This window comes from Kitasatospora sp. NPDC057518, from assembly GCF_042802075.1.
In the GTDB taxonomy this organism is placed as follows: domain Bacteria; phylum Actinomycetota; class Actinomycetes; order Streptomycetales; family Streptomycetaceae; genus Kitasatospora.
Genome location: NZ_JBHVEU010000383.1, coordinates 1 through 8,583 on the forward strand (window position 1 = coordinate 1; position 8,583 = coordinate 8,583).

An 8,583-nucleotide genomic window follows, 5' to 3' on the forward strand; every position below is an offset into this window, starting at 1 on the left:
GACGTACATCCGGCGTCGACGTACAGCCGGCTCAGCCGCCGAGCCGGTCCACCGAGGTCACCCGCAGCACCGCGCGGCCCTCCTCGTCCGAGCCGTACAGGTCGACCTCGGCGCTGATGCCCCAGTCGTGGTCGCCCTCCGGGTCGTCGAAGATCTGCCGGACCCGCCAGGAGGAGTCCTCCTCCTCGATGAGCAGCATCTTCGGGCCGCGCGCGTCCGGGCCGGTGCCGAGGTCGTCGTACTCCTCCCAGTACCCGTCCATGGCGTCCGCCCAGCGGTCCGCGTCCCAGCCGTACTCGCCGTCCAGGTCGGCGAGCTCCTCGTAGTGCTCCAGCGCGCACAGCTCGACCCGGCGGAACATCTCGTTGCGCACCAGGACGCGGAAGGCGCGGGCGTTGGCGGTGACCGGCGCCGGCTTGTCGTCCAGCCGCACCTCGGCGGCCTGCGGCTCGGTCGGGTTGGCCAGCTGCTCCCACTCGTCCAGCAGGCTGGAGTCGACCTGGCGGACCAGCTCGCCGAGCCAGGCGATGACGTCCTTGAGGTCGTCGGTCTTCACGTCCTCGGGGACGGTCTGCTCCAGCGCCTTGTACGCGCCGGCCAGGTAGCGCAGCACGATGCCCTCGGTGCGGGCCAGCTCGTAGAAGCCGACGTAGTCCGAGAAGGTCATCGCCCGCTCGTACAGGTCGCGGACCACCGACTTCGGCTGCAGCTGGTGGTCGCCGATCCACGGGTGCGCCCGGCGGTACACCTCGTAGGCGTGGGTGAGGAGCTCCTCCAGCGGCTTCGGGTAGGTGATCTCCTGGAGCCGCTCCATCCGCTCCTCGTACTCGATGCCGTCGCGCTTCATCTCGCCGACGGCCTCGCCGCGGGCCTTGTTCTGCTGCGCGGCGAGGATCTGGCGCGGGTCGTCCAGGGTCGCCTCGACGATGGAGACGACGTCCATCGCGTACGAGGGCGAGGTCGGGTCGAGCAGTTCGAAGGAGGCCAGCGCGAAGGTGGACAGCGGCTGGTTGAGCGCGAAGTTCTCCTGGAGGTCCAGGGTGAGGCGGACGATCCTGCCCTCGGCGTCCGGCTCCGGCAGCCGCTCCACCACGCCGCCCTCCAGCAGCGAGCGGTAGATGGCGATCGCGGTGCGGATGTGCCGGCGCTGCGCGGCGCGGTCCTCGTGGTTGTCGGTGAGCAGCTTGCGCATCGCCTCGAAGGCGTTGCCCGGGCGGCCGATCACCGACAGCAGCATCGCGTGGCTCACCTTGAACCGGGAGACCAGCGGCTCCGGGTCGGCGCCGATCAGCTTGTCGAAGGTCTCCTCGGTCCAGCCGACGAAGCCCTCCGGGGCCTTCTTCCGGACGACCTTGCGCTTCTTCTTCGGGTCGTCCCCGGCCTTGGCGATCGCCTTGTCGTTCTCGATCACGTGCTCCGGCGCCTGGGCCACCACCTGGCCGACGGTGTCGAAACCGGCCCGGCCGGCCCGGCCGGCGATCTGGTGGAACTCGCGGGCGCGCAGGATGCGCACGCGCTGCCCGTCGTACTTGGACAGGGCGGTGAACAGCACCGTGCGGATCGGCACATTGACGCCGACGCCGAGCGTGTCGGTGCCGCAAATGACCTTCAACAGGCCCGCCTGGGCGAGGCGTTCGACCAGCCGGCGGTACTTCGGCAGCATGCCCGCGTGGTGCACGCCGATGCCGTGGCGCACGTAACGGGACAGGTTGCGGCCGAACTTGGTGGTGAAGCGGAAACCGCCGATCAGGTCGGCGATGGCCTCCTTCTCCGCCTTCGAGCACATGTTGATGCTCATCAGCGACTGGGCCCGGTCCACCGCCTCCTTCTGGGTGAAGTGCACGACGTAGACCGGCGCCTGGCCGGTCTGCAGCAGCTCCTCCAGGGTCTCGTGCATCGAGGTGCGGCGGTACTCGTAGAACAGCGGCACCGGGCGGGTCGCGTTGCGCACCACCGTGGTCGGCCGGCCGGTGCGGCGGGTCAGGTCCTCCTCGAAGCGGCGGACGTCGCCGAGCGTCGCGGACATCAGCAGGAACTGCGCCTGCGGCAGCTCCAGCAGCGGGATCTGCCAGGCCCAGCCGCGGTCCGGCTCCGCGTAGAAGTGGAACTCGTCCATGACCACCTGGCCGATGTCCGCCCGGGTGCCGTCGCGCAGCGCGATCTGGGCGAGCACCTCGGCGGTGCAGCAGATGATCGGCGCGGTCGGGTTGACGCTCGCGTCGCCGGTCATCATGCCGACCTGTTCGGTGCCGAACATCTTCACCAGGTCGAAGAACTTCTCCGAGACCAGTGCCTTGATCGGCGCGGTGTAGAAGGTCCGCTTCCCCTCCGCCAGCGCGGCGAAGTGCGCCCCCGCCGCCACCAGGCTCTTGCCCGACCCGGTCGGCGTCGCGAGGATCACGTTGTTCCCCGACACCAGCTCGATCAGCGCCTCCTCCTGTGCCGGGTACAGCGTGATCCCGCGCTCCTCCGACCAGGCTGCGAAGGTCTCGTACAGCGCGTCGGGGGTGGCGGGCTTCGGCATCAGATCAAGGAGGGTCACCCGGCTATCTTGCCTGCTCGCCGCCACCCCGGGCAAAGCCCGGTGCCGCGAGGGGAGGGCCGGACGGGATTCCGCGGACGTCGATCAGGCGGTGCGGGACGGCGGCGGGGCGTCCGTCCCGCTCCGGGGCGTCGCGGCGGACCGGCGGTAAAGCGCGCGGTGGACCAGGGGGAAGCCGGTGGGAAGCCGGTGGGAAGCCGGTGGGAAGCCGGTGGGAAACCGGTGGGAAACCGTGCGGCGGACCGGCGGGAAAGCGGAGGGAAACCGGCGGGAACGGGGGAAACGCCGTGGTCGGCCGGGGTGTGCGGCCCGACGGAGGAACGGGTTCGTCCGGAAACGAGGATACCGGGAAGGAAGTGGGCGAAGACGTTTGAGCGTGCGTCAACTGTCTTTCCAGTACGACACGTTCACGGAATGCGGCGCACGGCATTGTGGACCCGGGGATGGGTTAACCTCCTTCTGGCATGCTCACGTCCCGATCTCGAATTGGGGGATCCCATGGCAATCGGACGACGACAACTCCTCGCCTCCGTCGCGCTCACCGCCCTCGCCGCACCCGTCCTGACCAAGGCGACGGCGACCCGCGCGGCCGCGGCCGAACCCGGAGCCGTGCCCGGAGCCGCAGCCGTACCCGGAACCGCGGCCACCGGCTCCGGACCGCTGTTCATGCAGATCGTCGCGCACGAGGACGACGACATCCTCTTCATGAACCCGGACCTCTCCAACGCCCTCGCCGACGGCACGCCGTCCGTCACCGTCTTCGTCACCGCGGGGAACGCGACCGGCGACCCCTGCGCCACCGTCTGCTGGGACACCGCCGGCGAACCGCTGCGCACCTGGAACCGGCAGATGGGCGCCGTCAACGCCTACTCCCGGATGACCGGGGTCGGCGACACCGACCCGGCCACCGACGAGGTCGGCCACTGGACGGCCGAGGCCTGGACGGTCGCCGGCAAGCAGGTCGAGCGGTACGTCCTCAAGGGCCGGCCGGTGCACCTGGTCTTCCTCAACCTGCACGACGCCCGGCTCGGCGGCGTGCTGAACGGCGGCACCGACACCACCGTCGTCCCGAAGGACAGCCCGCTGTCCGGGCCGTCCACCTACACGGCCGCCGACGTCGTCGAAGTACTGCGCCAGCTGATGGCGACCTACCGGCCGACCGTGCTCCGGGCCCAGGACGAACTCCCGGACCGCCGCTACTCCGGTGACCACTCCGACCACGTCGCCGCCGCGAAGTTCGCCGGCCAGGCCGCCGGCCTCTACGGCGGCAACCTGATCCAGGTGAACTACCGGGACTACAACATCGGCGACGCCCCGGTGAACCTCGACCCGGCGACGGCCGGCGCCAAGGGCGTGTACTTCTCCGAGTACGCCGGCCACGACCACTCCGACGGGAACTACTCCGCCCTCTGGTTCTCCCGGATGTACTACCGCTGGTCGCGCGGCACCTCCTGGGCCGGGCTCAACCAGGACGGCCGCCCGCAGGTCTTCATCGTCCGGGCCGGCGCCCTCCACACCTACTGGCGCCAGGCCGACGGCAGCTGGGGCGGCCCGCTCCGGATGGCCGACCCCGGCGGGCGGATCGCCCCCGGCATCGCCGTCGGCACCAACGCCGACGGCCGGCTGGAGGTCTTCGCCCGCCGTCTCACCGACCACCACCTCCTCTCCCTGCCGCAGGCCGTGCCCAACGGCCGCTGGTGGGACAGCTGGGCCGACCACGGCAACCCCAACACCGGACTCGGCAACGAGGACCAGGTCGGCGTACCCGCCGTCGCCAACTCCCTGGACGGGCGGCTGGAACTCTTCGTCAAGAACGGCGGCGGCGGCCTCAGCGGCATCCGGCAGACCACCCCGGGCGGGGTGTGGACGGGCACCTGGACGGACTTCGGCGGCACCGACCTCCAGGACCCGGTCACCGCGATCCGCAACGGCGCCGGGGCGATCGAGGTGTTCGCCGCCACCCGCACCGCCGTCCTCGGCTGGCACCAGAGCACCCCGAACGGCGCCATCACCGGCCCCGACCCGATCCCGGACGCCCGCCCGGCCAGCCCGCCCAAGGCCGCCCTCGACCAGGACGGCCGCATCGAACTCGCCTACCGCGAGGTCGGCACCGGCGCGGTGCTGGTCAGCTACCAGACCCGGCCCGGCGGACCGTGGAGCCGGACCCCGGCCCCCCTCGGCGGCCACGGCGGCGTCGGCGAACCGGCCACGGCCACCCTCGCCGGCCGCGTCGTCCTGTTCGAACGCAACGCCGCCGGCGGCGTCAGCACCACCGCCCAGACCGCCCCCGACAACGGCTACGGCCCCTGGCAGGACCTCGGCGGCACCGTCCTCGACCACCCGGCCGCCCTCACCGACGGCACCGGCGTCCTCCACCTCTTCGCCATCGGCACCGACGGCCGGGTGTACCTCCGCACGGCCACCACCCCCACCACCTTCGGCCCCTGGCAGAGCCTGCCGCTCTGACCGCCTCTTCCGGCGGCTGTTCGGGAGCACTCCCGAACAGCCGCTGGAGTGGATGACCGGCGACATCACCCGAGGAAATCGCGACAGGATCAGCGCGTCGATATGTGCCGATCCGCACATTGCCCGACGCGCGGTGGCATGCCAGAGTGCCGGGCATGAACCATCCGCTCGCGGCCGAGCCGCGCCCCTCCGCCCTCGCCGCTCCCGCCCCCGCGCACGTCTTCGACTGGCTCGACGAGACGGCCGCGATGCGGGCGGAGGCCGGGCTGACGCGGACGTTGCGCAGTCGGGGGGCGGACGACGCGGTGCTGGACCTCGCGGGGAACGACTACCTGGGGCTGACCAGGCATCCGGTGGTCGCCCGGGCGGCGGCGGACGCGGCGCTGCGGTGGGGCGGGGGCTCGACGGGGTCGCGGCTGGTGACCGGGACGACGGCGCTGCACAGCGAACTGGAGGAGGAGCTGGCCGAGTTCTGCGGGGTGGAGGCCGCGCTGGTGTTCTCCTCCGGGTACACGGCCAACCTCGCGGCGCTGACCGCGCTCACCGACCCGGACACCCTGATCGTCTCCGACGCCTACAACCACGCCTCCCTCATCGACGGCTGCCGGCTCTCCCGCGCCGACGTCCACCGGGCCCCGCACAGCGACCCGGCGGCCGTGGCCGAGGTGCTCGCCGGGCGGGCGCAGCGGCGGGCGCTGGTGGTCACCGACTCGGTGTTCTCGGTGGACGGCGACGCGGCCCCGCTGCCCGCGCTGTCGCAGGCCGTCCGCGCGCACGGCGCCGCGCTGCTGGTGGACGACGCGCACGGGCTGGGCGTGCTCGGCCCCGGCGGCACCGGGGCGCTCGCCGCGGCCGGGCTGGCCGGGCAGCCGGACACGGTGGCCACCGCCACCCTGTCCAAGTCGCTCGGCTCGCAGGGCGGCGTCGTCCTCGGCCCGCGCCGGGTGATCCGGCACCTCACCGAGACCGCCCGCACCTTCATCTTCGACACCGGCCTCGCCCCGGCCGCCGCCGGGGCCGCCCTCGCCGCGCTGCGCCTGCTGCGCGCCGAGCCGGCCCGCGCCGAGCGCGCCCGCGAGGTCGCCCGCACCCTGGCCCGGCAGCTCACCGCCGCCGGGCTGCACGCCTGCGAGCCGCAGGCCGCGGTGGTCTCCGTCCGCGCCCCGGGCCCGGAGGCCGCCGTCGCCTGGGCCACCGACTGCCGCCGCGCGGGCCTCGCCGTCGGCTGCTTCCGCCCGCCGTCCGTCCCGGACGGCATCTCCCGCCTGCGCCTCACCGCCCGGGGAGACCTGACGGACGGGCAGATCGCCGAGGCCGTCCGCATCGTCGCCGAGCTGGCGCCGGTGGGTGCGCGGGGCTGAGGCTCCGGAGCGGACGGAGCGTCCTACTTCTTCTTGGCCCGGCTCGGTTGCACCCGGGTGGGTTCGCCGGCGGCCTTGGGGTGGTCGGGCGGGTAGGGGAGTTCGCCGAGGCCCTCGTCGTGGAGCTGCTTGTCGTACAGCTCCAGCAGGGGCTCCAGGCGGAAGGCCTGGCCGTCCATCCCGGCGTTGAGGTCGCCGAGTTCGGCGAAGCGGGCGGGGAGGGTGCGCAGGTCGAAGTCCTCGGGGGCGGCGTCGTCCAGCTCCTCCCAGTGCAGCGGGGCGGAGGCGGTGGCGCGGGGGCGGGCGCGCAGGGAGTAGGCGGAGGCGATGGTGCGGTCGCGGGCCATCTGGTTGTAGTCGACGAAGATCCGTTCGCCGCGCTCCTCCTTCCACCAGGCGGTGGTGACCTTCCCGGGCATCCGCTGTTCCAGGACCCGGCCGAGGGCGATCACCGCGTGCCGCCCGTCGGTGAAGGTCCACTCGGGCACCAGCGGCACGTACACGTGCAGGCCGCGCCCGCCGGAGGACTTGGGCCAGCCGCGCAGCCCGTACTCCTCCAGCAGGGCGCGCAGTTCGTGGGCGGCGCGGACGGCGTCGTGGAAGTCGGTGCCGGGCTGCGGGTCGAGGTCGATGCGCAGCTCGTCGACGTGGCCGGTGTCGGAGCGCCGCACCGGCCAGGGGTGGAAGGTGAGGCAGCCCAGGTTGGCGGCCCACAGGACGGCGGCCGGCTCGGTGGGGCAGATCTCGTCGGCGGAGCGGCCGCTGGGGAACTCGATCCGGGCGGTGGGCAGCCACTCCGGCAGGCCCTTGGGCGCGCGCTTCTGGTAGAAGAACTCGCCGTCCACCCCGTCGGGGAAGCGCTGCAGAGTGGTCGGCCGGTCGCGCAGTCCGCGCAGCACCCCGTCGGCGACGGCCAGGTAGTACTGCGCGACGTCCAGCTTGGTGAAGCCGCGCTCGGGGTAGTACACCTTGTCCGGGTTCGACAGCCGGACGGTGCGCCCGGCGACTTCCAGTTCCACGGCTGAGCCCATGCCCTTCACGCTAAGGGCCGGGCGCCCGGCGCGCGCCCCGGGGCGAAGCGGGCGAGGATCGTTCGCATGGACCTGCCCGTGATGCCACCGGTGGCGCCGATGCTCGCCAAGTCGGTGGCCGAGATCCCGCCCGGGATGCAGTACGAGGCCAAGTGGGACGGCTTCCGTTCGATCGTGTTCCGCGACGGCGACGAGGTGGAGCTCGGCAGCCGTACCGGCAAGCCGCTGACCAGGTACTTCCCCGAGCTGGTCGAGGCGTTCCGGCGGGAGCTGCCGCCGCGCTGCGTGCTGGACGGCGAGGTGGTGATCGCCCGGGACGGCCGGCTGCGTTTCGAGGAGCTGCTGGAGCGCATCCACCCGGCCGCGAGCCGGGTGAAGCTGCTCGCCGAGCGGACCCCGGCCTCCTTCGTCGCCTTCGACCTGCTCGCCCTCGGTGACGACTCGCTGGTGGACGAGCCGCTGTCGGTGCGCCGCCCGGCCCTGGAGGCCGCGCTCGCCGACGCCGCCGACCCGGTGTTCACCGCCCCCGCCGCCACCGACCTCGACCTCGCCCGGACCTGGTTCGCCGAGTTCGAGGGCGCCGGGCTGGACGGGGTGGTCGCCAAGCCGCTGGACCAGCCGTACCGGCCGGGGGAGCGGAGCATGTACAAGATCAAGCACGAGCGCACCGCCGACTGCGTGGTGGCCGGCTACCGCGAGCACAAGAGCGGCCCGGTGGTCGGCTCGCTGCTGCTCGGCATCTTCGACGACGGCGGCCGGCTGCAGCACGTCGGCGTCTGCGCCGCCTTCCCGATGGCCCGCCGCCGCGAACTCGCCGAGGAACTGGCCCCGTTGCGGATGGACGACCTGTCCCGGCACCCGTGGGGCGGCTGGGCGGACGAGGCGGCGCACGCCGAGGGCCGGCTGCCCGGCGCGGTCAGTCGCTGGACCGGTGGCAAGGACCTCTCCTGGATCGCGCTGCGCCCCGAGCGGGTGGTCGAGGTCGCGTACGACCACATGGAGGGCACCCGGTTCCGGCACACCGCGCAGTTCCGCCGCTGGCGCCCGGACCGCACGCCGGAGAGCTGCACCTACGCGCAGCTGGAGGAGCCGGTCTCGTACGACCTCGGCAGGGTGCTGGGGATCTGAGGACCGGGAGGCCGAGGACGTGACGGAGGCCCGACCCGGTGAGCCGGGTCGGGCC

The 8,583-nt window shown here is 73.0% G+C and carries 5 protein-coding genes; 3 read left to right on the forward strand and 2 right to left on the reverse strand.

Going from position 1 to position 8,583, the window contains the following annotated elements:
- Positions 1-31 precede the first annotated feature (31 nt).
- Positions 32-2,524, reverse strand: coding sequence for a DEAD/DEAH box helicase (locus ACFU7Z_RS30345; protein WP_369808340.1), 2,493 nt, complete (start codon positions 2,522-2,524; stop codon positions 32-34).
- A gap of 516 nt (positions 2,525-3,040) precedes the next feature.
- Between ACFU7Z_RS30345 and ACFU7Z_RS30350 the strand changes: the two genes are divergently transcribed.
- Positions 3,041-5,008, forward strand: coding sequence for a PIG-L family deacetylase (locus ACFU7Z_RS30350; RefSeq protein ID WP_380780997.1), 1,968 nt, complete (start codon positions 3,041-3,043; stop codon positions 5,006-5,008).
- 155 nt (positions 5,009-5,163) lie between these two features.
- Positions 5,164-6,369, forward strand: a complete 1,206-nt coding sequence (locus ACFU7Z_RS30355; protein ID WP_380781000.1) for an 8-amino-7-oxononanoate synthase — start codon at positions 5,164-5,166, stop codon at positions 6,367-6,369.
- Positions 6,370-6,392: 23 nt separating this feature from the next.
- Here the strand turns inward: ACFU7Z_RS30355 and ligD are convergent, their stop codons facing one another.
- On the reverse strand, positions 6,393-7,400 hold the full coding sequence (ligD, locus tag ACFU7Z_RS30360; protein ID WP_380781002.1) for a non-homologous end-joining DNA ligase: 1,008 nt from the start codon (positions 7,398-7,400) through the stop codon (positions 6,393-6,395).
- A 66-nt stretch (positions 7,401-7,466) separates the two neighbouring features.
- Between ligD and ACFU7Z_RS30365 the strand changes: the two genes are divergently transcribed.
- A complete protein-coding gene (locus ACFU7Z_RS30365; protein ID WP_380781004.1) occupies positions 7,467-8,528 on the forward strand; it encodes an ATP-dependent DNA ligase in 1,062 nt (353 codons plus the stop codon).
- Positions 8,529-8,583 lie beyond the last annotated feature (55 nt).

What these genes read in the sequence shown, in the direction of transcription:
- ACFU7Z_RS30350 (WP_380780997.1), top strand. Translation starts at nt 3,041, where the DNA reads ATGGCAATCGGACGACGACAACTCCTCGCCTCCGTCGCGCTCACCGCC.
- ACFU7Z_RS30365 (WP_380781004.1), top strand. Translation starts at nt 7,467, where the DNA reads ATGGACCTGCCCGTGATGCCACCGGTGGCGCCGATGCTCGCCAAGTCG.
- ACFU7Z_RS30355 (WP_380781000.1), top strand. Translation starts at nt 5,164, where the DNA reads ATGAACCATCCGCTCGCGGCCGAGCCGCGCCCCTCCGCCCTCGCCGCT.
- ligD (WP_380781002.1), bottom strand. Translation starts at nt 7,400, where the DNA reads ATGGGCTCAGCCGTGGAACTGGAAGTCGCCGGGCGCACCGTCCGGCTG.
- ACFU7Z_RS30345 (WP_369808340.1), bottom strand. Translation starts at nt 2,524, where the DNA reads ATGCCGAAGCCCGCCACCCCCGACGCGCTGTACGAGACCTTCGCAGCC.